A 21,503-nucleotide genomic window follows, 5' to 3' on the forward strand; every position below is an offset into this window, starting at 1 on the left:
GGACGCGAGCGCTTTTCAGCGGGCCGCGCGGCGCGTCAGCCGGCCTGCCCCCGCAGGGACCGCAGGCCCCCTGCGAGGGCTCGGGGACCGTGCGAACGGTCCCCGCACCGACCGCGGCCGCCGACGCGACCCGCGCCCCGCCCGCAGGGCTCCGGCGGTCTACTCGGAGAGGATCGCCTCCGCCTCCAGCGTGACCCCCACCGCCTGGATCACCGACGCGATCTTGAACGCCTCCTGCACGGTCTCCCGGTCGACCCCGGCCTTCCGCAGGACCTGCTCGTGCGAGTCGAGGCACAGCCCGCAGCCGTTGATCGCGGACACCGCGAACGACCACAGCTCGAAGTCGACCTTGTCGACCCCGGGGTTGCCGAGCACGTTCATCCGCAGCCCGGCGCGCAGATTGCCGTACTCGTGGTCCGACAGCAGATGCCGCGTCCGGTAGAAGACGTTGTTCATCGCCATCACCGCCGCCGCGGACTTCGCCGCCGTGTAGGCCTCGGGCGACAGGTTCGCCCTGGCCTCCGGAGCGAGCTCCCGCAGCACCACGGCCGAGCGCGAGGCGATCGCCGTGGCGAGCACGGTGCCCCACAGCTGCTGCGCGGGCAGCTCGGAGTTGCCGATGACGGACCCCAGATTGAGGCGGAGGTCCTTGGCGTAGTCCGGTATGGCGGACTTCAGAGCGTCGAGGGACATCGCGGACTCACTCCCCGGCCAGCAGCTTGACGGGGTCCAGTGTCTCGTCGCCCTTGGTCCAGTTGCACGGGCACAGCTCGTCGGTCTGCAGGGCGTCCAGGACCCGCAGGACCTCCTTGGGGTTACGGCCCACCGAGCCCGCGGTCACCATGGCGAACTGGATCTCGTTGTTCGGGTCCACGATGAACACCGCGCGCTTGGCGAAGCCCTCCTCGTCCTCGATGCCGAGGTCCCGCATCAGCTCGTGCCGGGAGTCGGCCATCATCGGGAACGGCAGGTCGCGCAGGTCGTCGTGGTCCTTGCGCCAGGCGTGGTGCACGAACTCGGAGTCGCCGGAGAAGCCGAGGACCTGGGCGTCGCGGTCGGCGAACTCGTCGTTCAGCCTGCCGAACGCGGCGATCTCGGTGGGACACACAAAGGTGAAGTCCTTCGGCCACGCGAACACGACCTTCCACTGACCCTCGTAGGTCTTGTGGTTGATCCGCTCGAACTCCTTGCCCTTCTCCAGCGAGACGCAGGCCATCAGGTCGAACGCGGGGAACTTGTCACCGACAGTGAGCACAGGCTCTCCTTGCAATGCGAAAACACCCCTTGGAGCAGGGGTTTCCGACGGGTTGGACGATCACGATGGTGGCACAGGGTGCATTGATCAATGAAATAGCTACACTCGGTCGGGTTGATCGAATGCGGTTATCAGTGACTGTCAGTGAAAGGTGGGGTCCCAGGTGCGGCCTGCCGTGAACGGTGCCGTCCGTCGCCGGCCCAGCCTCTCCCAGTTGCGGGCCTTCGCGGCCGTCGCCGAGCATCTGCACTTCCGGGACGCCGCGACCGCGATAGGGATGAGCCAGCCCGCCCTGTCCGGCGCCGTCTCCGCGCTGGAGGAGACGCTGGGCGTGACGCTGGTCGAGCGGACCACCCGCAAGGTGCTCCTCTCGCCCGCCGGCGAGCGACTGGCCGTACGGGCGCGTGCGGTGCTGGCCGAGATGGCGGCGCTGTTGGAGGAGGCAGAGGCGGTGCGGGCGCCCTTCACCGGGGCGCTGCGCCTGGGTGTGATCCCCACGGTGGCGCCGTATCTGCTGCCGACGGTCCTCAACCTCGTCCACGAGCGCTACCCGGACCTCGACCTCCAGGTGCACGAGGAGCAGACCGCGAACCTGCTCGACGGCCTCACCACCGGCCGGCTCGACCTGCTGCTCCTCGCCGTGCCGCTGGGTGTCCCCGGCGTCACCGAACTACCCCTCTTCGACGAGGACTTCGTGCTCGTCACCCCGCTCGGCCATGAACTGGGCGGCCGGCAGGGCATACCCCGCGAGGCACTGCGCGCGCTCCACCTGCTGCTGCTCGACGAGGGCCACTGCCTGCGCGACCAGGCCCTGGACATCTGCCGGGAGGCCGGCCGCGACGACGTCCCCGTCACCACGACCGCCGCCGGTCTCTCCACCCTCGTCCAACTCGTCGCGGGCGGCCTCGGGGTGACCCTGCTGCCGCGGACCGCCGTCACCGTGGAGACCGGCCGGAACCCGCAGCTGCTGACGGGCCGCTTCGCGCACCCGGCGCCGAGCCGCCGCGTCGCCCTCGCCATGCGGACGGGCGCCGCGCGGGCGGCCGAGTACGAGGAACTGGCCGCAGCGCTCCGTCAGGCGCTGCGGCCGTTGCCGGTCCGGGTGCTGTAGCCGCACCCCGCGCAGGGGCCCGCCTACTCGGTGCGCAGCCCCTCCGGACGCATCATCCTCACCAGCGGCGGCATGCTCAGGGCCGTGACCAGGACGACGACACCCGCGCCGATGCCGGTCATCGACAGCACGCTCGCCCAGTCGACGGCCACGTCGGCGCTCGTCATCCTCACCAGGACGGCGCCCAGGGTCAGGCCGACCGCCAGGGCGAGGGCGAGGCCGAGGGTGATCGGGATCGCCGTCTGCCACAGCACGGACAGCCCGAGGGTGCGGCGCCGGGTGCCGAACGCGACCAGCGCGGACAGCAGCTTCCTGCGCTCCCGGAGCTGCTCCAGCTGGGAGACGAGGAGGCTCGCGCCGATCAGGACGAGGACGGCGGTCGCGCCGACCAGCAGCCCGGTGCGGATGTCCGTGAACTGCTCCGCCTGCTGGGTCGACTCCCACTCCCAGGTCCGGATGAGCGGGTCGATCGCCACGGCCGCGTTGCGCACCTCGTCGAGCGCGTCCGGGACCGCGGGGTCCGTCCGTACGTACACGGTGCTGGAGAGGTCCGACCCGCTCTTCGCGGGCAGGGCGCCCCGGGTCAGCAACAGCCCCGACGTCCCCGGCCGCAGCGAGTCGGCGCGCCCGGTCGCCTTCCTGGTCCCGGCCGGCAGCTTCCAGGCGGTCTCGGCGCGCGGCTCCTCCCCGCTGTAGGACGGGTCGAAGTACACGGTGCGGCCCGCGGTGGCGAGACTCGCCGTCACCGGGTCGGCCGGGTCGGGCACGAAGAAGACGTCGCCGTCGCGGCACGAGGGGATCCTCGCGAGTTCGCGCAGCGCGGCGCAGTCGCCGACGGTCACCCCCAGCCACCGCTCGGGGTCCTTGGCGGTGGCGGACACCTGCGTCGTGGACAGCGCGGCGGTGGCCGCGACGCCCTTGGCCCGCCTCAGCTTCTCCCCGACGGCGCCGATCGAGCCGTCCTGCGGGAGGACCAGCTCCAGCCGGGCGCGCGAGGTGTCCTTGCCGGTCGGCTCCGTGAACCGGCCCTCGACCCCGGCGAACAGCATCTGCAGGGCGATCGCGCCGGCCACCGCCACCGCGATGCCGTTGACCATGCGGGCCGCCGAGCCGCCGCTCAGCTGGAGGCGGCGGACGGCGAGTTGCCAGGAGAGGGCGCCGGCGCCGAGCCGGGCGACGAACGCCTCGACGATCCACGGCAGCAGCGCCGTGATGCCGCACAGCAGCAGGACGACACCGCCGGTCACCAGGTACTCGTTGAACTCGCCGTTCTCCGAGCCCTGGCCGAGCATCGGGTAGAGCAGGGCGAGACCGCCGAGCGGCAGCAGCAGCCGCCACCAGAGCCTGCGGCGGGCCGGTCCGGCGGTGCGCACCACACCGAGGGGTTCGATGACGACGCCGCGCAGCGCGACCAGCGTGACGAGGACGGCGGCGGCCGGCACGGCCAGCGCGACCAGCAGCGCCAGAGAGGGGGAGGGGTTGAGGTCGCTGGGGAACACGCTGACGCCGAACACCTCGACGGAAGCGGCGACCTCCCGGCCGAGTAGGAAGAACCCGGTCCCGAAGAGCAGCCCCAGCACGGACCCGGCGAGGGCCTCGCCCGCCGCGATCCGGCGGGTCATACGGCTGTCGGAGCCGACCAGCCGGAGCGCCGCGAGCCGGCGGTCGCGGCGTTCGCCGCCGAACCTCACGGCCGTGGCGATGAAGACGGCGACCGGCGTCAGCAGCACGACGAAGACGACCAGGGTGAGCAGCAGCAGGACCGGGTCGACCTCCTGCTCCGGCTGGTCCGTCGACGAACCGAACCGGTCGATGCGGGCCACCACCGAGCCGTCGAGCCGCTCGGCGAGGCCCTCGGCACCGGCGTAGTAGGTGAGGTCGCCCGAACCGATGAGCCCGTCCTGGCCGATGGTCCCCACCGTCCTGTACGGCAGCCGCTCGCGCAGCAGTCTCCCGTCGTCGGAGCCCAGCAGTTCGGCGAGGGCGGGGGAGACGACCATCTCGCCGGGGGCGGGGAACTCCGCGACCCCCGGCGGCAGCGGCGCGTCGGCGCCCTCGGGTTCGACGAGCCGGCCACGGATCTCCTGGTACCGGTACTCGGTGTCCGTGTCGGCGATGAGCAGACTCCGGTCGGTCGGCTTCGACTCGGCGTTGTTCTGGAGGTAGCCGATCCCCCGGTCCTGCCGGGCCGCCTCGCGGGCGTCCCGCCCGGACAGCACGCTCGGCAGGGCCGCGGTGAGCAGCAGCAGCGCCACCCCGAGACCCACGCCGAACGCGGTGAGCACGGCGCGCACCCAGCCCTCACGGCCCCCGGTGAAGGTGAACCGCGCGCCCATCGCCAGGTCCCGGTACCACTGGCCGACCACGGCGGACCTCATACGACGCGCTCCATGTCCCGGGACTTCCCGTCCCGTACGACGATCTCGCGGTCGGAGTACGCGGCCACCCGCGCCTCGTGCGTGACCAGGACGACCGCCGCGTCGGTGGACCGGGCCGCCTCCGTCAGCAGCTCCATCACCCGCTCGCCGTTGAGCGAGTCGAGCGCGCCGGTGGGCTCGTCCGCGAACAGCACCCGCGGACCGGTGACCAGCGCCCGCGCCACGGCCACCCGCTGGCCCTGACCGCCGGAGACCTCACCGGGGCGCTTGCGAGCCAGGTCGTCGACCTCCAGCCGGGCCATCCAGGACAGGGCGGTCCGCTCGGCCTCCCTGCGGGAGGCGCCGCTCAGCCGGAGCGGCAGCGCCACGTTCTCCACGCAGGTCAGCTCGGGCACCAACTGGCCGAACTGGAAGACGAATCCGAACTCGCTGCGGCGGAGCGCGCTGCGCCGGGCGTCGTTCATGGTGGCCATCTCGTGGCCGTTGTAGATGATCGACCCGGAGTCGGGCGTCACGATCCCGGCCAGACAGTGCAGCAGGGTCGACTTCCCGGAACCGGAGGGCCCCATCACCGCGACGACCTCGCCGGGGTGGATGGAGAACCCGGCGCCGTCCAGAGCGGTGGTCGGGCCGTACGCCTTGCGCAGTTCTGTCGCGACGAGCAGGGAGCCGGCGGGCGGCGGGGTCATCGGGTCACCACCTCGGCCAGCTTGCCCAGCCGGGCGGCGGTCAGCTCCAGCCAGCGCAGGTCGGCCTCCAGATGGAACAGGGCGTGGTCGCAGATCAGCTGGTCCGCGAGGTCGCCGGTGCGTTTGCGGTCGGTGAGGATGCGCATCATGCGCAGGTGCTCGGAGCGCTGCGTGTCGAGGATGTCCGCCGCGTCCCGGTGGGTGAGCAGGGCGAGCACGACCTTCGTGTAGAGGGTCGACTGCAGGTACGGCTCCGGCTTCTCGGGCGTCGCGAGCCATCGCTGGACATCGGTGATGCCCGCCTCGGTGATCGCGTACCGCTTGCGCTCGGGACCGTCGCCGGGCTCGATGCCGTCGACCTCGACCAGGCCGTTCTTCAGCAGGCGGGACATCGTCGAGTAGACCTGGCCGTAGTGCAGGGGCCGGTCCTGACCGAACTTCTCGTCGAAGGCCCGCTTCAGGTCGTAACCGTGGCGGGGCCCGGACTCCAGGAGTCCCAGGAGTGTGTGACCGATGGACATGGCACGACTGTACACACCGCGTATACACACCACGTATACCTGCTGTGCATAGGTCGCCACCGGCGGTGGATCCGCCGCAGGTCACACGCGAATGTCACGGTTCTGTCACCACTGGGACCCGCGGCTTGTGCGCCTGCCTGGCAACCATCGGGGCTGCTGGAACGTCCGATCCGGTGGGACGAGGTGGGTGACTGTCCGTGGCGCGTGCGCATTGTCACGCCGGACGAGGCCCTGCCGACTCCTCCGTGTCACAGTCCTCGGTGTTAGCTTGCTGAGCTGGCATTGACCTGAGTGACGTACGAGACCGAACAGAGGCGGAGCGGACCGGAGTCATGGGACGAGCGGAAGAAAGACGAGCGCGGCAACGCGGCGGTCGCCGCGCGGCGCCCAAGCGCTCGTCCGGTGGTGAGGCGGGGACGACCGCGGTCATAGAGCCGCCCGCGGGCGGCGGGCGGGCCGCCGCCCGGGCCGCGGCCAAGGGCGGCAAGGGCGGCGGGAAAAAGAAGAAGACCGGGATACGCCGCCTCTTCACCTGGAAGAAGATCCTCGGCACGTTCTTCGGTCTGTGCCTGCTGGTCATGGGCGCGTTCTTCGTGCTGTACCTGATGATCGACATCCCCAAGGGCAACCCGGACGCGACCAAGGAAAGCAACGTCTACCAGTTCGAGGACGGCAAGCTCCTCGCGCGCACGGGCAAGGGCACGACCGCGCGCGAGATCGTCGAACTCGACAAGGTCCCCAAGCAGGTCCAGCAGACCTTCGTCGCCGCCGAGAACAAGAGCTTCTACGACGACCCCGGTGTCGACCTCAAGGGCATGACCCGCGGTGTGATCAACACCCTCTCCGGCAAGGGCAAGCAGGGCGGCTCGACGATCACCCAGCAGTACGTCAAGAACTTCTACCTGACGTCCGACCAGACGGTGACCCGCAAGCTCAAGGAACTGGTCATCTCCCTGAAGCTGGAGCGCAACGAGACCAAGGACACCATCCTCGCGGGCTACATCAACACCAGCTACTACGGCCGCGGCGCCTCCGGCATCCAGGCCGCGGCCCAGGCGTACTACCGCGAGGACGCCAAGGACCTCACCGTCGCCCAGGGCGCGTACCTCGCCGCCCTCCTCCAGGCCCCCAGCCAGTACGACCTGGCCGTCGCCACCCCGACCGGCAGGAAGCTGGTCATGGCGCGCTGGAACTACGTCCTCGACAACATGGTCGAGATGAAGTGGCTGGACGCCGACAAGCGCAAGGGCATGAAGTTCCCCAAGCTGAAGCCGCCGCAGGCCACGCCCGACATGGCCGGGCAGACGGGCTATCTGGTGGAGGCCGCCAACAGCGAGCTGGCCCGCCAGCTCGTCGCCAGCGGCCGCGCGGCCGACCGTGAGGAGGCCGTGGCCCTCATCGACAAGGGCGGCTGGACGATCAAGCTCAACATCGACCCGAAGAAGCAGGCGGCGCTGGAGAAGGCCGTCAAGCAGCGGCTCACCAGCAAGCTCGACCCCAAGAAGCGCAAGGTCGACGCACACGTCCAGGCCGGCGCCGTCTCCGTCGACCCGAAGACCGGCAAGGTCCTCGCCATGTACGGCGGCATCGACTACGTGAAGCACTACCAGAACAACGCCACACGCCGGGACTACCAGCCCGCCTCCACCTTCAAGCCGGTGATCCTCGCCGCGGCCGTCGACGGGCAGGCCGAGACCCAGGACGGCGACCCGATCGCCGCGAACACCGTCTACGACGGTGACAGCAGGCACCAGGTCCTCGACAACGGCACCAAGGTCGGCTTCGCCCCGCCCAACGAGGACGACGTCAACTACGGCGACGTCACCGTGCAGACCGCCATGAACAAGTCCATCAACTCCGTCTTCGCCCAGATGGGCGTCGACGTCGGGATGGAGAAGGTCATGGAGGTCGCCGGGAAGCTCGGCATGGACACCGAGGGCATGCAGGCGGTGCCCGCCCAGACCCTCGGCTCCATGGGCGCGAGCCCGCTGGAGATGGCCGGCATCTACGCCACCCTCGACAACCACGGCAAGAAGGTCACCCCGACCATCCTCGCCTCGGCCGAGCACCGGGACGGCGCGGTGCGGATGACCGACCCGATCGGCGAGCAGGTCATCACCCGCGAGGCCGCCGACACGGTCACCTCGGTCCTCACAGGTGTGGTCGACGACGGTACGGCCAAGCTCTCCGTCCGGGACAACCCGGCTCGCAACGGCCAGCAGGTGGCCGGCAAGACCGGTACCTCCGACGAGAACCGCTCCGCCTGGTTCACCGGCTACACCCCGAGGCTGGTGACCTCGGTCGGCCTGTTCGGCGAGGACATGAGCAAGAACGGCAAGCACGTCCCGATGTACGGGGCGGCCGGCGTCGAACGCGTCAACGGCGGTGGCTTCCCGGCCCAGATCTGGGCCACGTACACCTTCGGCGTGATGGGTGAGAAGACCAAGTTCGACCTGGAGACCACCCAGGGCGCCGCGGTCGCGCCGACCGAGTCCCCGAGCCAGAGCCCGACCCCGTCGGAGTCCCCGGAGACCACGCCGGAGGAGACTCCGGAGACGACCCCTGAGGAGACTCCGGAGACGACTCCCGAGGAGACTCCGGAGACGACCCCTGAGGAGACTCCGGAGACGACCCCGGAGGGGACGCCCAGCGGCGACCCCGAACTCCCGCCGGACCCGAACGACCCACAGGTGGGCGGCTAGCCGCACAAGAGAACACACAGAAAGGGGGCGCCCGGTGAACACCGGGCGCCCCCTCTGTGGTCCAGGGGCGCGGGGAACTGCGCGATCAGCCCCACGCAAACCCGCAGTCTGCTGGTCACAGCCGGCCCCGAGCCGACTCCGAGCGATGACCGGCCCAACCCGGCGGAGCGCTCACGCCTGGTTCAGCTCGAACCAGACCACCTTCCCCGCGCTCAGCCGTGTCGCTCCCCACCGCTTCGCCAGCCGATTGACGAGGTAGAGCCCGCGCCCGCCCTCGTCGGTCGCCCGCGCCTGCCGCAGCCGCGGCAGCTGGGGCACGTCGTCGGTCACCTCGCAGCGCAGCACATCGGTCCGCAGCAACCGCAGCGTCACCGGCCGCGTCGCGTACCGCACCGCGTTCGTCACGACCTCACTGATCAGCAACTCCACCGAGTCGGTCAGCTCCTCCAGCCCCCAGCGGGACAGGGCGTGGCGGGCGAGACGACGGGCCCGCCCCGGAGCCATCTCCTCCGGTTCCAGGAACCAGTAGGCGACATCGCTGGGAGCGATCCCATCGAACCGGGCGGCGAGCAGCGCGATGTCGTCGTCCCGGTCACCCGGACCGAGCATGTCGAGCACCTCGTCGCACAACGCCTCCAGCGGCGGCGGATGGTCCGGCCCGGTCAACTGCGCGGTCGCGGCGAGCTTCTCGCGCAGCTGCTCTATGCCGGTCCACACGTCCCGGAGCCGGGACTCCACCAGCCCGTCGGTGTACAGCAGCAGCGTGCCCCCGGCCGGCGCGTCCAGCTCCACCGCCTCGAAGTCCACCCCGCCCACACCGATCGGCGCGCCCGGCGGCACCCGCAGTACCTCGGCGCGCCCGCCCAGGTGCAGCAGGACCGGCGGCGGATGCCCGGCGTTGGCGATGGTGATGCGGTGCGAGACCGGGTCGTACACGGCGTACAGACAGGTCGCCATCCGGTCCGTGCCCAGCCGCTGCGCCTGCTCGTCGAGGTGGTGCAGCACCTCCTGCGGAGGAAGGTCCAGCCCGGCCAGCGTCTGCGCGGTCGTCCGCAGCTGACCCATGATCGCGGCGGACGTCATCGAGTGCCCCATGACGTCGCCCACGACCAGCGCGACCCGGCTCCCCGGCAGGGGAATCGCGTCGTACCAGTCGCCGCCGACCCGTGCGGTCTCCGCGGCCGGCAGATACCGGTGCGCGAGCCGCACGCCGGTGCACTTCGGCAGCGCCTCCGGGAGCATGGTCCGCTGCAACTCGTCGGCGATGTACGCCTCACGCCCGTACAGCACGGCCTTGTCGATGCCGAGCGCGCTGTGGGTGGCGAGCTGCGCGGCGACCAGCAGGTCGTCCTGCTCGAACGCCATCCGCTCGGGGCGGCGCAGGAACACGGCCGCGCCGATCACCCGGCGCCGCCCGCGCAGCGGCGCGAGGATCGCCCGCTGCCCCGTCGGCACCGTCAGCTGGGCCTCCGGACCGAGCAGTTCCGGCAGCGCGTCGTGTGCGGCGGGCGCGTCGGCGAAGACCGGCCGGACCCCGCGCAGCACCTCGGCGAGCGCCCCGCCGGGCCGCACCTCGCACTGCTCGGCGGTGACCACCGCCAGGTCGACGGGCTCGGGCTGGAGCGCGGGCATGAAGCCGCCCTCGGTGTCCCGCTCCTCGGGGATCCGGTCGGTGCGGCGCAGCCGCAGCAGCATGGGACCGGTGGGCCGTTCGTCGCCGACGGGCAGGGGTTCGCGCAGATACACGAGGATGGCGTCGGAGAACGTCGGCACGGTCGCCCGGCACAGGCCCATGACGATCTCGTCCAGGTCGATGCCGCGGGCGATCCGCCGGGTCGCGGCGCCGACGAACCGCAACCGGTCGCCGTCGCGCCGCATCGGCATGGGGGCGCCCGGCGCGACACCCTGCCCGCTGCGCCGGTCCGGACCGCCCACCGCGCCGGCCGACCGCTCCGCCTCGCCGCCGGGCTGCGCCGGAATGGTCTCCGGTGCCGGGCGGGGGCGGTGCGGGTCGGGCTCGGTGGCCGAGGGCTGGGAATGCTCGGAGAGCGCAGGCTGGGCGTGCTCCGAAAGGGCTTCGCCGTTCTTCGTGCACGGGGTCGCCGTGCCCGGCTCGGCGGCGGTGTCGCCCGTACGGGCCTGCGCGTCACTCGTGCGTGCCTGTGCGGGTAAGGCCCCGGCGGGCGCCGCGCGCAGCGGCTCCTGGGTACGCAGAACCGCCCCGCGGGCATCCGCGGGGCCGGCGCCGCTCTGAGGGCGCTCGTGGGAGGTGGGGTGCTCCGTCACGCGTGTCGAATCCATCCGTCCGGGACTGCGCGAGCTACGCGCAGTTCGTCCCGCAGCAAACCCGATACTTCGTCCCGCAGAAAGGCCGATACCCGGATTACGTGCCCCAGGAACGGATTTCCCGCGTGGTCAGAGGCAGTTCCTGTGCCACACACGGTACCGGCGGACCCGCCGAACGACAGTACCGACCGTCCGTCTGGTCTTCTCCGGCCTCTGCCGGTGTGGCCCTCGTACCCCTTGATCACGTCCTGCCGCCCCTCGGTGACGTATGGTCAAGCACTGCGCGAACTGCGGGACTTACCCCTGGGCATCCTCGCGGAGGACGATCCTACGGTTGTGGACCGGGGGCGCATCAAGGGTCTCATGAGGAGAGCTGCGCGGGCGTACGGTCCCAGTCGTCAGGGAGAGACGGTACTCCCCACGCGGGATTCGGGCGCCAGTGCTGCCAGCCGTCCGAGAACGGCGGGCCCCAGGCACGGATCGCCTCCACCGCCGAACGCCCCGCCTCCCGTACCCTTTCCGCCGCGTGACCGTCCATCAGTCCGTCCTGCTGGGCCTGCGCGAACTCGTCCTCGTCGCGCCAGTCCCAGGACCGGTCCGGATACACACAGATGTCCAGGAAGTGATCCACGGAATCCACACCACCGTCCCAACGGGCCAGCGGCGTCTCCAGATTGACGTACCAGTTCTTGAAAAGCCAACCCGGCTCCCAGAACAGCCACACCGACCACGGCTCGCCCGGCCGGGCCAGCTTCAGCACACCCGTGCCGAACCAGCGGTCGCGCTGGACCTCGCGCGGCTTCTTGTAACGGGTGGCCAGCGGTTCCGCGTGCAGCGGGGTCCCGTCCGCGAGGACGGGCTTCACGCACTCGGTGCCGGGAGCCATCCACACGGCGAGCACCTCCGCGTCGTCACGGACCACGGTGACGGGGCGCGCGATGTGGAAGCGCTCGCCCGCGTTCTCCCGGTAGCGCCACAGGATGTGACGTCCCGGCTCCCAGAACGCCGTCGGGCCGCCCGCTTCCACTCGTCTCACCGCTCCACCATCCGCCATGCACAGATATTAGGTGTCATGCGCATATGACGCTGCGGTGCCGCTGATGGTTCACGCCTGGGCGGGAATCGGTTACCCGTGCGTCATCCGGGGCGGCCGCCGCGCGTCACCCGGTCACGGCCGCGTCATCCGCAGGACATCCAGCGCCTCGTCGAGCTGTTCCACCGTCAGGTCGCCGCGGTCCACGTAACCGCTCTCCAGGACGACCTCGCGGATGGTCTTCCGCTCGGCCAGCGACCTCTTGGCGACCTTCGCCGCCTCCTCGTAGCCGAGGTACTTGTTGAGCGGGGTGACCACCGACGGCGACGACTCGGCGTACTCGCGGGCCCGCTCCCGGTGGGCGACGATCCCGTCCACGGTCCGGTCGGCCAGCAGCCGGGAGACGTTCGCCAGGAGCCGGATCGACTCCAGGACGTTCTTCGCGATGACCGGCAGCATGACGTTCAGCTCGAAGTTGCCGGAGGCGCCGGCCACGGCGACCGTCGTGTCGTTGCCCGTGACCTGGGCGGCGACCATGAGGACCGCCTCCGGGACCACCGGGTTGACCTTGCCCGGCATGATCGAGGAGCCGGGCTGGAGGTCCGGCAGGGAGATCTCCGCGAGACCGGTGCGCGGCCCGGACGCCATCCACCGCAGATCGTTGGCGATCTTGGTGAGGGACACGGCGATCGTACGCAGCTGCCCGGACGTCTCGACGACGCCGTCCCGCGCGCCCTGCGCCTCGAAGTGGTCCCGCGCCTCGGTCAGCGGCAGCCCGGTGGCCCGCGCGACCTCGGCGATCACGGCGGCGGAGAACCCCGGCGGGGTGTTGATGCCGGTGCCCACCGCCGTCCCGCCCAGGGGCAGTTCGGCGAGCCGGGGCAGCGACGCCCGCAGCCGCTCCACGCCGTACCGGACCTGGGCCGCGTAGCCGCCGAACTCCTGGCCCAGCGTGACCGGGGTGGCGTCCATCAGGTGCGTGCGGCCGGACTTCACGACGTCCGCGAACTCCTCCGCCTTGCGGGAGAGGGCCGCCGCGAGATGGTCGAGCGCCGGGATCAGATCGCGGGTGACGGCCGCGGTGGCGGCGATGTGGAGGGAGGAGGGGAACACGTCGTTGGACGACTGCGAGGCGTTGACGTGGTCGTTGGGGTGGACGGGCCGGCCGAGCCGCTCCGTCGCCAGGGTGGCGATGACCTCGTTGGTGTTCATGTTCGACGACGTCCCGGAGCCGGTCTGGAACACGTCCACCGGGAAGTGCTCGTCCCACCGGCCCTCCGCGACCTCCGCCGCCGCCTCCTGGACGGCCTGCGCGATGTCCTCGTCGAGGACCCCCAGCTCGGCGTTGACCTTCGCCGCGGCGCCCTTGATCCTCGCCAGGGCCTCGATTTGGGCGCGCTCCAGGCGCTGTCCCGACACCGGGAAGTTCTCCACCGCCCGCTGGGTCTGCGCACGCCACTTGGCGTCCACGGGGACCCGGACCTCGCCCATGGAGTCGTGTTCGACGCGGAAGTCACTCATGACCGGTACAGCGTCCGGGCCCGTCGCGGTGTTCCCGGTTTCGCTCGGACGAGTGAGGGTGGAATGCGCGGGCCCTGGTCGGCGGTGTGCAGCAGCGTCGCCCCGACGTGTCGACCTGGCGGTCGAACGAGCCTCGGCGAAAGACCGTGCGACGAAGGTCGTCGTGGTCCGCGAGGGCGGCACGGAGGCCTACCCCACCGCGCTGACCACCGGATCCCTCGCCACGGGCGATGATGTCGACTTCCCGGCCGAGATCGCGGACGCGCAGCGCGCCAAGCCGGCCCGGCGGCCCGCCGGGCGCCCGCGGCCCGCACGGATCCCCGTGCCCCCGGAAGGCGAAGCCCCCGGGGGCACGGGTCCGTCCGTCAGGCCAGACCCGGGCCGCGGACCGGGATGGTGGTGAACGTCGGCGCGGGCGCCGGGTCCTTGAAGAAGTCGTTGCCCTTGTCGTCGACGACGATGAACGCCGGGAAGTCCTCGACCTCGATCTTCCAGACGGCCTCCATGCCGAGTTCCTCGTACTCGACTACCTCGACCTTCTTGATGCAGTCCTGGGCGAGCCGCGCCGCCGGGCCGCCGATGGAGCCCAGGTAGAAGCCGCCGTGCGTGCCGCAGGCGTCGGTGACCTGCTGGGAGCGGTTGCCCTTCGCCAGCATCACCTTGGAGCCGCCCGCCGCCTGGAACTGCTCCACGTAGGAGTCCATGCGGCCGGCCGTCGTCGGACCGAAGGAACCGGAGGCGTACCCCTCGGGGGTCTTCGCCGGGCCGGCGTAGTACACCGGGTGGTCCTTCAGGTACTGCGGCATCTCCTCGCCCGCGTCCAGCCGCTCCTTGATCTTGGCGTGCGCGATGTCGCGGGCCACGACCAGCGGACCGGAGAGCGACAGCCGGGTCTTGACCGGGTACTTGGTCAGCTCCGCGAGGATGTCGTCCATCGGCTGGTTGAGGTCGATCCGCACGACGTCGCCGGCCTCGTCGAGGTGCTCGTCGGTGGTGTCCGGCAGGAACCGCGCCGGGTCCGTCTCCAGCTGCTCCAGGAAGACGCCCTCGGCGGTGATCTTCGCGACGGCCTGGCGGTCGGCGGAGCAGGACACCGCGATCGCGACCGGGCAGGACGCGCCGTGCCGGGGGAGCCGCACCACGCGCACGTCGTGGCAGAAGTACTTGCCGCCGAACTGCGCGCCGATGCCGATCCGCTGCGTCAGCTCGAAGACCTTCTCCTCCAGTTCCTTGTCCCGGAAGCCGTGGCCGAGCGGCGACCCCTCGGCGGGGATCTCGTCCAGGTAGTGCGCGGAGGCGTACTTGGCGGTCTTCAGCGCGTACTCGGCGGACGTGCCGCCCACGACGATCGCGAGGTGGTACGGCGGGCAGGCGGCCGTGCCCAGCGAACGGATCTTCTCCTCCAGGAACTTCATCATGGAGGCCTCGTTCAGGACGGCCTTCGTCTCCTGGTAGAGGAACGACTTGTTGGCGGAACCGCCGCCCTTCGCCATGAACAGGAACTTGTACGCGCCGCCGTCCGTCGCGTACAGCTCGATCTGCGCCGGGAGGTTGGAGCCGGTGTTCTTCTCCTCCCACATGGTGAGCGGAGCCATCTGCGAGTAGCGCAGGTTGAGCTTGGTGTACGCGTCGTAGATGCCCTGGGAGAGCGCCTTCTCGTCCTGGCCCTCGGTGAGGACGTTCTGGCCGCGCTTGCCCATGACGATCGCGGTGCCGGTGTCCTGGCACATCGGCAGGACGCCCGCCGCCGCGATGTTCGCGTTCTTCAGCAGGTCCAGGGCGACGAACTTGTCGTTGCCGGACGCCTCCGGGTCGTCGATGATCCGGCGCAGCTGTGCCAGGTGGGCCGGGCGCAGGTAGTGCTGGATGTCGTGGATGGCCTCGGCCGCCAGCTTGCGCAGCGCCTCCGGCTCCACCTTGAGGAAGGTGCGTCCGTCGGCCTCGAAGGTGGAGACACCCTCGGAGGTCACCAGCCGGTACGGAGTGGTGTCCTCTCCCATGGGGAGCAGATCGGTGTACTCGAACTCAGGCATCGGTGCCCATTCCTCACTAGACAGGCTGACTCAGGCGCGGCTCGCCTCCGGGGCGGCGAAGCCTGCGGCTCACACCGGCGGCCGGCCTCCATCGGCGGCGTCCACCAGCGTAGAACCTGCCGCCGAAGGCGGGCTTGTGAGGTAAGGCTCAGTTCCCCACCCACGGGGACTGTCGCGATCTATCGTGTGTGGGTACTCTGCTGTCGTGGACCTTCAGAAGCAGACCGGAGCGCGCGCCGCCGCCGCCGAGTTGCGCGCCTCGGACGCCGACCGTGACCGCATCACCGACATCCTCAGGGACGCCCTCGCCGAGGGGCGCCTCACCGCGGAGGAGCACGCCGAGCGGGTGGAGGGCGTGCTGGCCGCCAAGACGGTCGGTGAACTGGACGTCTTCATACGGGACCTGCCCGCCGCGCACGCGCCGTCGGCGTACGCGCCGCGGTCCTCCGTGCCCCACCGCCCCACCCCCGGCGCCATCCCGGTCGACGCGGACGAGCATCTGCTCGCGGTCTTCAGTGCCTCGGTCCGCAAGGGCCGCTGGCGCGCGGGTCGCCGCATCCACGCGTACGCCGTGTTCGGCAGCGTGGAGATAGACCTCAGCGAGGCCCTCTTCGAGCACCGCCAGGTGATGATCAGGGCCGTCTCCGTCTTCGGCAGCGTGGAGATCCGCGTCCCGGAGAACGTCTCCCTGCGCGGCAGCGGCGGCGGTGTCCTCGGCTCCTTCGAGGTGGACACCCTCGATTCCGGTGAACCGGACGCGCCGGTGGTCTACGTCGACGGCTTCGCCGTGCTCGGCAGCGTCGAGGCGAAACCCCGGCGCGGCAAGATGATCGCCGACCTCCTCGGCCGGGTCACCGATCATGTCGCCCGCAGGGTCGACGGCGGTTTGCGCAAACACCTGGACCATTGACGCCTGTGAAGTGGATCACTCCCGGACCGTTTCCGGAGGGGTTCGGTCCACTGCTGACCGATGGGTGGGGGCCTGGAATCCCGGCGGTTGGGGACTCAGTGCATAGGCCCGCGCACAGCGGGTAGGGCTTGCTGCATCGTCTCTCGCTCGCGAAGCCGTCGTCAGGAGTAGACCGTGCTGCAACCGCCGCATTCGTCCCTGCAGGTCGCTGCCGTTCCGCCCCAGCGGGTGCCAGTGCGAGACAGGGATCAGGAAGCCCCGTGGCACACGGAGGCCGTGTGCCGGCGTGACGAGGCCGGGTTGTTCTTCGCCCCCTCCAAGGAGCCCACTGCGGCCCGGCTCTCCCGTGAGGAGGCCGCCAAGCGCGTCTGCGCCCGTTGTCCGGTCATGGTCGAGTGCCGGGAACACGCACTCCTGCAACCGGAACCGTACGGCGTCTGGGGCGGTCTGACCGCGGCGGAACGCCGCGTGGTGCTCGCCCGCCGGCGCCGCCGCGACCTGGAGTTGAAGAAGGCGGCGCGGGCGGCGGGGACGATAGCGGCGGCCGGCTAGCGCTGTGACCGGAAAGGTTCGCCGGGAGCCGGCGAACCTTTCCGGTCACAGCACTGGCCGCGGCACACGCGCCGAGGGCGCCCCCTTCCGCACAAAGAGGGCGCCCTCGTGACGCCGGTCGCCCGCAGGTCTTGGGAGGCCGCGGGGGAACTGCGCGACAAGCCACGACGAATGCCGCGGCCCACAGCGCACCGCAGTCCTCCTGACACCTGCCGCTCGACCGGCGGAGCTACTTCGCCTTCTCGAAGTCGATCGAGCTGTAGGCCCGCAGCTTGCTCAGCCGGTGCACCGAGTCGATCCGCCGCACCGTCCCCGACTTGGACCGCATCACGATCGAGTCGGTCGTCGCCGTCTCCGACCGGTACCGCACACCCCGCAGCAGCTCGCCGTCGGTGATCCCCGTGGCGACGAAGAACACGTTCTCCCCGGACACCAGGTCGTCCGTGGTCAGTACCCGGTCGAGGTCGTGGCCGGCGTCGATCGCGCGCTGCCGCTCCTCGTCGTCCTTCGGCCACAGCTTGCCCTGGATCGTGCCGCCGAGGCACTTCACCGCGCAGGCCGAGATGATGCCCTCGGGCGTACCGCCGATGCCGAGCAGCATGTCGACCCCGGTGCCCTCGCGCAGCGCCAGGATCGAGCCGGCGACGTCACCGTCCGAGATCAGCTTGATGCGCGCCCCGGTCTCCCGGATCTCGTTGATGATGCCCTCGTGCCGCGGCCGGTCGAGGATGACGACGGTGACGTCCTCGGGGGTGGACCGCTTCGCCTTGGCCACCCGGCGGATGTTCACCGAGATCGGCGCGTCGATGTCGACGAAGTCGGCGGCCTCGGGGCCGGTCACGAGCTTGTCCATGTAGAAGACGGCCGACGGGTCGAACATCGTGCCCCGGTCGGCCGCCGCGAGCACGGCGATCGCGTTGGTCATGCCCTTGGCCGTCAGCGTGGTGCCGTCGATCGGGTCCACGGCGATGTCGCACTCCGGGCCGGTCCCGTCGCCGACGCGCTCCCCGTTGAAGAGCATCGGGGCTTCGTCCTTCTCGCCCTCCCCGATGACGACGACGCCGTTCATCGAGACGGTGGAGACCAGGGTCCGCATGGCGCGTACGGCGGCGCCGTCGGCACCGTTCTTGTCCCCGCGGCCGACCCAGCGGCCCGCGGCCATCGCGGCCGCCTCGGTCACCCGTACGAGCTCCAGGGCGAGGTTGCGGTCGGGGGCCTCGGAGGGGACTTCGAGCTCGGACGGCAGGTGATGGTTCTCGGTCATCGGAGCGCACCTTTCTGATACGACGACGGCCGGATGAGGGTTCGGCCCGACTCTATCGTCAGGCTGACAGATTGAGCAGGGGACCCCACGGATGAGCAGACGGGTGCACCTGCGACGATGAGGGCGTGGCAGGTACGAAAGGCAAGCAGTCCGTTCGCGACATGGTCCTCTCCCTGGGGCTCATCGTGCTCGCGGCCTGGGTCATCTATCTCTTCATCCCGCACGACGAGACCGAGCAGGAGCTGAAGCGCGTCGACTACCGCGTCGAACTGCTCACGGCACGCCGCGCCGCCTCCTACCCGGTGGCCGCACCCGTGGGCCTGCCCGACACCTGGAAGGCGACCTCCGTCCGTTTCAGCGGCGCCGACTCCGACCACTGGCACCTCGGCTTCCACTCCCCGGACGGCCGGTACGTGGCCGTCGAGCAGTCCGCGGAGAAGCCGTCCCGGTTCATCCCGGACGCCACCCAGGACGCGAGGAAGACCGGCACCACGCAGGAGATCGGCGGCGAGACCTGGACCCGCTACGAGGGCGAGCGCTACGACGCCCTCGTCCTGCGGGGTGAGGAGGCGACCACCGTGGTCGCGGGCAGCGCGTCGTTCGAGGAGCTGACGAAGATGGCGAGCGCCCTGAGCGCGGAGTGACGCGCTCACGGACGGCGACAGGGAAGGGGCCCGGCACGCGTGCCGGGCCCCTTCCCTGTCGCCGTCCGTGTGTCAGACGGTGGTGATGACCTCGTCGTAGGCGAGGCGCGGGGAGCGCGGGTAGGAGGCGCCCTCACCCGGCTTGCCGATGTTGACGACCATCAGCGGGGTGTGGTCGTCGTCCAGGAACTCCTTCTGCACGCCGGCGGCGTCGAAGCCCGTCATCGGGCCGGCGGCGAGGCCCGCGGCGCGGACGCCGATGATGAAGTACGCGGCCTGGAGGGCGGCGTTCAGTCCGGCGGCGGCCTCACGGGCGGGGCGCTCGGCGAAGAAGAGGTCCTTGGCCTGCGGGAACGCCGGGAACAGGGTCGGCAGCTCCTCGTGGAACTCGTTGTCCGCGGCGAGGATCGCGACCAGCGGGGCGGTGGCGGTCTTGGCCTGGTTGCCCTCGGCCATGTGCGCCACGAGGCGCTCGCGGGCCTCGGCGGAGCGGACCAGGACGATGCGCAGCGGGGTCTGGTTGAAGGCGGTGGGACCGTACTTGACCAGGTCGTAGATCGCCTGCACCTGCTCCTCGGTGACCGGCTCGTCGGTGAACGCGTTCGCGGTGTGCGCTTCGCGGAACAGCAGGTCCTGGGCGGCGGGGTCGAGAACGAGAGACATGGAACAACCTTCGGGAGGCGTGCGCTGACGACACCGAGGATACGCAGTAGAAGTTCAAGGTTCAATCAAAAGTGGGGTCGGGTGATCCGCTTCACACGAACCGGTGATCATCGCCCCACCCGGAGAGGGGAGCCGGTGCCGTATCCGAAGAGCGGAGATCGGCACCCGCAAGGCGCAGGCCGGCACCCGAAGAGCGGAGGCCGGCACCGGGAGGACGGGGGTCAGCTCCGGGCGTCGCCGGAGGCGTCCGTCTCGTCGTCCTCCGCCAGGGCCGCGTCCAGGCGGGCCCGCGCGCCGTCCAGCCAGCGGCGGCACACCTTGGCCAGCTCCTCGCCGCGCTCCCACAGGGCGAGGGACTCCTCCAGCGTCGTACCGCCCGCCTCCAGCCGCCGGACGACCTCGATCAGCTCGTCCCGCGCCTGCTCGTAGCCGAGGGCCCGGTCGGCCTCGGGCGCTCCGGCCTCCCCGCCCGTCACGGTCGTCTCCCCGGCCTCGCTCACCTTGCTGGTCATGCGGCCCACCTTATGCGTCCCCTCCGACAGCGCCGTCGACCCGGACGGCGAACTCGCCCTCCGCGACCCGCGCCCGCAACGGCTCCCCGGCCGCGACCTCCCCGGGCGCCCGCACCACGTGCCCGTCCGCCTTCTGCAGCACCGCGTACCCGCGCTGCAGGGTCGCGGCGGGGGAGAGGGCCACCACGCGCGCGTGCGTGTGCGTCAGCTCCGAGAGCGCCCGGTCCAGGTGGTGGCCGAGGCAGCGGCGGCCCCGGTCGAGCAGCGAGGCCACCTGGTCGGCCCGCTCGTCGATCATGCGGTGCGGGTCCTCCATCGAGGGGCGCGCCAGGGCGTGCGCGAGCCCCCGCTCCTCCCGCTCCACGAGTGCCTCCACACACCGCCGCGCCCGGTCCCGCAGCCACCGCACCCGCTCGTACTCCTCCCCGACGTCCGGTACGACCTTCTTGGCCGCGTCGGTCGGCGTGGACGCCCGCAGGTCCGCCACATAGTCCAGCAGCGGGGTGTCCGGCTCGTGCCCGATCGCCGACACCACCGGCGTACGGCAGGACGCGACGGCCCGCACGAGCTGCTCGTCGGAGAACGGCAGCAGGTCCTCGACGCTGCCGCCGCCGCGGGCCACGACGATGACGTCCACGCCCTCCATCGCGTCCAGCTCCTTCACCGCCTGCACGACCTGCGGCACGGCGTGCACGCCCTGCACGGCGACGTTGCGCACCTCGAAGCGGACGGCCGGCCAGCGGTGCCGGGCGTTCTCCAGCACGTCCCGCTCGGCCGCGGAGGCCCGGCCGCACACCAGCCCGATCAGTTGCGGCAGGAACGGCAGCGCCTTCTTCCGCTCCGGCGCGAACAGTCCCTCCGCCGCCAGCGACTTCTTCAACTGCTCCAGCCGGGCGAGCAGTTCACCCACGCCGACCGGCTTCATCTCGGTGGCCCGCAGGGACAGCTGACCGCGCGGCGCGTACCACTCGGGCTTCGCGTGCACCACGACCCGGGCGCCCTCGCTGACGACGTCCGCGATCGCGTCGAACACCTGCCGGTAGCAGGTGACGCTCACGGAGATGTCGTGCGACGGGTCCCGCAGCGTGAGGAAGACGACGCCGGCGCCGGGACGCCGCGACAGCTGCGTGATCTGCCCCTCGACCCACACCGAGCCGAGCCGGTCGATCCAGCCGCCGATGAGCCGGGAGACCTCGCCGACGGGCAAGGGAGCGTCGGCGGATGTGTGGAGAGCCATGGGGGGAGCGTATCGGGGGGCGCCGACAGTGCCCTGTGGCTCGGGGCACGCCCCGTGGCCCTCCTGAACGGCGGGCCGCAGGCCCGTTCCCTTCAGGGGCGCGGGGAACCGCGCGGGAAACCACACACCACCCGCACCCGGCACACCCGCGCGTACCCCCGAGCTCACCCCCCGCTCCCACGGCGGAGCCCC

The 21,503-nt window shown here is 71.1% G+C and carries 18 protein-coding genes; 5 read left to right on the plus strand and 13 right to left on the minus strand.

The annotated features are described in order from the left end of the window. Positions 1-159: 159 nt before the first annotated feature. On the minus strand, positions 160-693 hold the full coding sequence (locus GSY65_RS24105) for an alkyl hydroperoxide reductase (protein ID WP_159772387.1): 534 nt from the start codon (positions 691-693) through the stop codon (positions 160-162). 7 nt (positions 694-700) lie between these two features. Then, entirely contained in the window at positions 701-1,255 is a 555-nt protein-coding gene (locus tag GSY65_RS24110; protein WP_159772390.1) for a peroxiredoxin, read from the minus strand. Between the two features lie 175 nt (positions 1,256-1,430). Between GSY65_RS24110 and GSY65_RS24115 the strand changes: the two genes are divergently transcribed. Then, complete coding sequence (locus GSY65_RS24115) at positions 1,431-2,366, plus strand: LysR substrate-binding domain-containing protein (RefSeq protein WP_236580020.1); 936 nt, start codon at positions 1,431-1,433, stop codon at positions 2,364-2,366. 23 nt (positions 2,367-2,389) lie between these two features. On the opposite strand, the gene GSY65_RS24120 is transcribed toward GSY65_RS24115, so the two are convergent. The 3 genes from GSY65_RS24120 to GSY65_RS24130 are packed head-to-tail and all read right to left on the minus strand — an operon-like array spanning position 2,390 to position 5,954. Next, positions 2,390-4,744 carry an ABC transporter permease gene (locus tag GSY65_RS24120; protein ID WP_159772393.1) on the minus strand — a complete coding sequence of 785 codons (2,355 nt, stop codon included), beginning with the start codon at positions 4,742-4,744 and terminating at the stop codon, positions 2,390-2,392. Then, a complete protein-coding gene (locus GSY65_RS24125) occupies positions 4,741-5,433 on the minus strand; it encodes an ABC transporter ATP-binding protein (RefSeq protein WP_159772396.1) in 693 nt (230 codons plus the stop codon). Before GSY65_RS24125 ends, GSY65_RS24120 begins: the two co-directional genes overlap by 4 nt. Further along, positions 5,430-5,954, minus strand: coding sequence for a PadR family transcriptional regulator (locus GSY65_RS24130; RefSeq protein ID WP_159772398.1), 525 nt, complete (start codon positions 5,952-5,954; stop codon positions 5,430-5,432). Before GSY65_RS24130 ends, GSY65_RS24125 begins: the two co-directional genes overlap by 4 nt. Positions 5,955-6,286: 332 nt before the next feature. Between GSY65_RS24130 and GSY65_RS24135 the strand changes: the two genes are divergently transcribed. Beyond that, a complete protein-coding gene (locus tag GSY65_RS24135) occupies positions 6,287-8,656 on the plus strand; it encodes a transglycosylase domain-containing protein (protein ID WP_159772400.1) in 2,370 nt (789 codons plus the stop codon). Between the two features lie 171 nt (positions 8,657-8,827). Here the strand turns inward: GSY65_RS24135 and GSY65_RS24140 are convergent, their stop codons facing one another. From GSY65_RS24140 to GSY65_RS24155, 4 genes are all read right to left on the minus strand, one after another. Further along, positions 8,828-10,957 (minus strand): ATP-binding SpoIIE family protein phosphatase, encoded by a 2,130-nt coding sequence (locus GSY65_RS24140; RefSeq protein WP_201452649.1) that lies wholly within the window; start codon positions 10,955-10,957, stop codon positions 8,828-8,830. 346 nt (positions 10,958-11,303) lie between these two features. Beyond that, entirely contained in the window at positions 11,304-11,996 is a 693-nt protein-coding gene (fomD, locus tag GSY65_RS24145; protein ID WP_159772403.1) for a cytidylyl-2-hydroxypropylphosphonate hydrolase, read from the minus strand. 114 nt (positions 11,997-12,110) lie between these two features. Further along, positions 12,111-13,496 (minus strand): class II fumarate hydratase, encoded by a 1,386-nt coding sequence (locus GSY65_RS24150; RefSeq protein ID WP_159772405.1) that lies wholly within the window; start codon positions 13,494-13,496, stop codon positions 12,111-12,113. Between the two features lie 365 nt (positions 13,497-13,861). Beyond that, entirely contained in the window at positions 13,862-15,529 is a 1,668-nt protein-coding gene (locus tag GSY65_RS24155) for a fumarate hydratase (RefSeq protein ID WP_159772407.1), read from the minus strand. Between the two features lie 205 nt (positions 15,530-15,734). Here GSY65_RS24155 and GSY65_RS24160 point away from each other — a divergent pair, with 205 nt between their 5' ends. Then, positions 15,735-16,439, plus strand: coding sequence for a DUF1707 SHOCT-like domain-containing protein (locus GSY65_RS24160; protein WP_159772409.1), 705 nt, complete (start codon positions 15,735-15,737; stop codon positions 16,437-16,439). Positions 16,440-16,613: 174 nt separating this feature from the next. Next, the gene (locus tag GSY65_RS24165) at positions 16,614-16,991 is read left to right on the plus strand and encodes a WhiB family transcriptional regulator (protein WP_079049771.1); all 378 of its coding nucleotides are present in this window, start codon (positions 16,614-16,616) and stop codon (positions 16,989-16,991) included. Positions 16,992-17,220: 229 nt separating this feature from the next. On the opposite strand, the gene glpX is transcribed toward GSY65_RS24165, so the two are convergent. Further along, the gene (glpX, locus tag GSY65_RS24170) at positions 17,221-18,255 is read right to left on the minus strand and encodes a class II fructose-bisphosphatase (RefSeq protein ID WP_055516998.1); all 1,035 of its coding nucleotides are present in this window, start codon (positions 18,253-18,255) and stop codon (positions 17,221-17,223) included. A gap of 125 nt (positions 18,256-18,380) precedes the next feature. Between glpX and GSY65_RS24175 the strand changes: the two genes are divergently transcribed. After that, the gene (locus tag GSY65_RS24175) at positions 18,381-18,899 is read left to right on the plus strand and encodes a DUF4245 domain-containing protein (protein ID WP_159772410.1); all 519 of its coding nucleotides are present in this window, start codon (positions 18,381-18,383) and stop codon (positions 18,897-18,899) included. 72 nt (positions 18,900-18,971) lie between these two features. On the opposite strand, the gene GSY65_RS24180 is transcribed toward GSY65_RS24175, so the two are convergent. From GSY65_RS24180 to xseA, 3 genes are all read right to left on the minus strand, one after another. After that, positions 18,972-19,562 carry a malonic semialdehyde reductase gene (locus GSY65_RS24180; protein ID WP_159772412.1) on the minus strand — a complete coding sequence of 197 codons (591 nt, stop codon included), beginning with the start codon at positions 19,560-19,562 and terminating at the stop codon, positions 18,972-18,974. Positions 19,563-19,783: 221 nt separating this feature from the next. After that, positions 19,784-20,074 carry an exodeoxyribonuclease VII small subunit gene (locus GSY65_RS24185; protein ID WP_159772414.1) on the minus strand — a complete coding sequence of 97 codons (291 nt, stop codon included), beginning with the start codon at positions 20,072-20,074 and terminating at the stop codon, positions 19,784-19,786. A gap of 10 nt (positions 20,075-20,084) precedes the next feature. Beyond that, positions 20,085-21,311: an exodeoxyribonuclease VII large subunit gene (gene xseA, locus GSY65_RS24190; RefSeq protein WP_159772417.1), complete on the minus strand. Its 1,227-nt coding sequence runs from the start codon at positions 21,309-21,311 to the stop codon at positions 20,085-20,087. Positions 21,312-21,503: the final 192 nt, after the last annotated feature.

This window comes from Streptomyces sp. HM190 (genome assembly GCF_009857135.1).
GTDB classification, from domain to species: Bacteria; Actinomycetota; Actinomycetes; order Streptomycetales; family Streptomycetaceae; genus Streptomyces; species Streptomyces heilongjiangensis.

Coding starts and splice junctions, on each gene's coding strand:
- GSY65_RS24185 (WP_159772414.1), bottom strand. CDS start 20,074: ATGACCAGCAAGGTGAGCGAGGCCGGGGAGACGACCGTGACGGGCGGG.
- GSY65_RS24155 (WP_159772407.1), bottom strand. CDS start 15,529: ATGCCTGAGTTCGAGTACACCGATCTGCTCCCCATGGGAGAGGACACC.
- GSY65_RS24130 (WP_159772398.1), bottom strand. CDS start 5,954: ATGTCCATCGGTCACACACTCCTGGGACTCCTGGAGTCCGGGCCCCGC.
- GSY65_RS24180 (WP_159772412.1), bottom strand. CDS start 19,562: ATGTCTCTCGTTCTCGACCCCGCCGCCCAGGACCTGCTGTTCCGCGAA.
- GSY65_RS24135 (WP_159772400.1), top strand. CDS start 6,287: ATGGGACGAGCGGAAGAAAGACGAGCGCGGCAACGCGGCGGTCGCCGC.
- GSY65_RS24150 (WP_159772405.1), bottom strand. CDS start 13,496: ATGAGTGACTTCCGCGTCGAACACGACTCCATGGGCGAGGTCCGGGTC.
- xseA (WP_159772417.1), bottom strand. CDS start 21,311: ATGGCTCTCCACACATCCGCCGACGCTCCCTTGCCCGTCGGCGAGGTC.
- GSY65_RS24140 (WP_201452649.1), bottom strand. CDS start 10,957: ATGGATTCGACACGCGTGACGGAGCACCCCACCTCCCACGAGCGCCCT.
- GSY65_RS24105 (WP_159772387.1), bottom strand. CDS start 693: ATGTCCCTCGACGCTCTGAAGTCCGCCATACCGGACTACGCCAAGGAC.
- glpX (WP_055516998.1), bottom strand. CDS start 18,255: ATGACCGAGAACCATCACCTGCCGTCCGAGCTCGAAGTCCCCTCCGAG.
- GSY65_RS24125 (WP_159772396.1), bottom strand. CDS start 5,433: ATGACCCCGCCGCCCGCCGGCTCCCTGCTCGTCGCGACAGAACTGCGC.
- fomD (WP_159772403.1), bottom strand. CDS start 11,996: ATGGCGGATGGTGGAGCGGTGAGACGAGTGGAAGCGGGCGGCCCGACG.
- GSY65_RS24120 (WP_159772393.1), bottom strand. CDS start 4,744: ATGAGGTCCGCCGTGGTCGGCCAGTGGTACCGGGACCTGGCGATGGGC.